Raw genomic sequence first — 1858 nt, 5'->3', positions numbered from 1 at the left:
TCAACACCTTGCCGCTGCGCATCGACACCCACGCCAGCGTGCGCGATGGCGTCAGGGCCGTGCACGCGAGCCTGACGGCGCTGCTCGGCCATGAGCACGCCTCCCTCGCGCTGGCCCAGCGTTGCAGTGGCGTGGGCGGTGCGGCGCCGCTGTTCAGTGCGTTACTCAACTATCGCCACACCGCCGATGTGCCCCTGCGCGACGGCGAGGGGATCTGGCAGGGCGTGCGCCTGCTGGGCGGCGACGTGCGCAGCAACTACCCGTTGACGCTGTGCGTGGACGACCAGGGCGACGGCTTCGACCTGCAGGTGCTGGCGGTAAACGGCCTCGGTGCCGGGCGTGTGGCCGAGTGGATGCGCACGGTGCTCGCGCACCTGGTCCAGGCCCTGGAGCACGCTCCGCAGGCGGCGCTTGATGGCGTGCCGATCCTGGCCCCGGCACAGCGCCAGGCCGTGCTGGACGATTTCAACGGTACGGCGCGCCACTACCCGCAGGGGCACACCGTACAGGCACTGATCGAGGCCCAGGCCCGGCGGCGTCCCGACGCGCCGGCGCTGGTGCAGGGTGGCGAGGTACTGAGCTACGCCGAGCTCGACCAGCGCGCCAATCGCCTGGCCCACACGCTGATCGCGCAGGGCGTGCGGCCTGACCAGCGCGTTGCCTTGTGCCTGCACCGTGGGCCGCAGCGGCTGGTCGCGCTGCTGGCCGTGCTCAAGGCGGGGGCGGCCTACGTACCGGTGGACCCGGCCTATCCACGCGAGCGCATTGGCTACCTGTTGCAGGACAGTGCGCCGCAGGTGGTGCTGGTGGACACGGCCACCCGTGCGCTGGCAGGCGAGGTGGCCTGCCTCGACCTGGACCGTCTGGCCTGGGATGCCGCGCCGTCGCTCACGCCGCAGGTGCCGGGGCTGGGTGCCGACCACCTGGCCTACGTGGTGTACACCTCCGGTTCCACCGGCCAGCCCAAGGGCGTGATGGTCGAACACCGCACCCTGGCCAACCTGGTGCACTGGCACTGCGAGGCCTTTGACCTTGAGGCTGGCAGCCATACCTCGAGCGTGGCCGGCTTCGGTTTCGACGCCATGGCCTGGGAAGTGTGGCCGGCGCTGTGCGCCGGGGCCGTGCTGCACCTGCCACCGGCCAGCATCGGCAATGAACACGTCGACGAACTGCTCGACTGGTGGCTGGCGCAACCGTTGCAGGTCAGCTTCCTGCCCACGCCGGTGGCCGAACAGGCCCTGGGCCGTACGCAGCAGCACCCGACCCTGCGCACCCTGTTGATCGGCGGCGACCGCCTGCGCCAGTTCGAGCGCGAACCGGGCTTTGCCGTGATCAACAACTACGGGCCTACCGAGACCACCGTGGTCGCGACCAGCGGCCGGGTGCAGGTAGGCGGGCCGTTGCACATCGGCCGGCCCATCGCCAACACCGTGGTGTACGTGCTCGACGCGCAACTACAACCGGTGCCAGTGGGCGTGAGTGGCGAGCTGTACATCGGCGGTGCCGGGGTGGCGCGCGGCTACCTGAACCGCCCGCAACTGAGTGCGCAGTGCTTCCTCGCCGATCCGTTCAGCAGCGACCCGCAGGCGCGCCTGTACCGCAGCGGCGACCGCGTGCGCTGGAACGCCGACGGCACCCTGGACTACCTGGGGCGCAATGACGATCAGGTGAAGATCCGTGGCATGCGCATCGAGCTCGGCGAGATCGAGGCTGCCCTGGCGCGCCAGGCCGGCATCAATGACGCGGTCGTGTTGGTGCGCGACGAGCGCCTGCTGGCCTGGTTCACCGCCGCTGCGCCGGTGCAGCCCGAAACGCTGCGCGAGGCCCTGCGCAGCTGCCTGCCGGCCTATATGGTGCC

At 70.7% G+C, this 1858-nt stretch carries 1 protein-coding gene; it reads left to right on the top strand.

Translation table 11 applies throughout. The features are described from left to right. Positions 1 to 1858: non-ribosomal peptide synthetase (locus G3436_RS26630; RefSeq protein WP_163951334.1), on the top strand; the 1858-nt coding region annotated here is incomplete at both ends.

The organism is Pseudomonas brassicae (assembly GCF_010671725.1).
Classification (GTDB): domain Bacteria; phylum Pseudomonadota; class Gammaproteobacteria; order Pseudomonadales; family Pseudomonadaceae; genus Aquipseudomonas; species Aquipseudomonas brassicae.
Note: the sequence above shows the minus strand (reverse complement) of the source record. Positions and strands in the feature narration are given on the sequence as shown.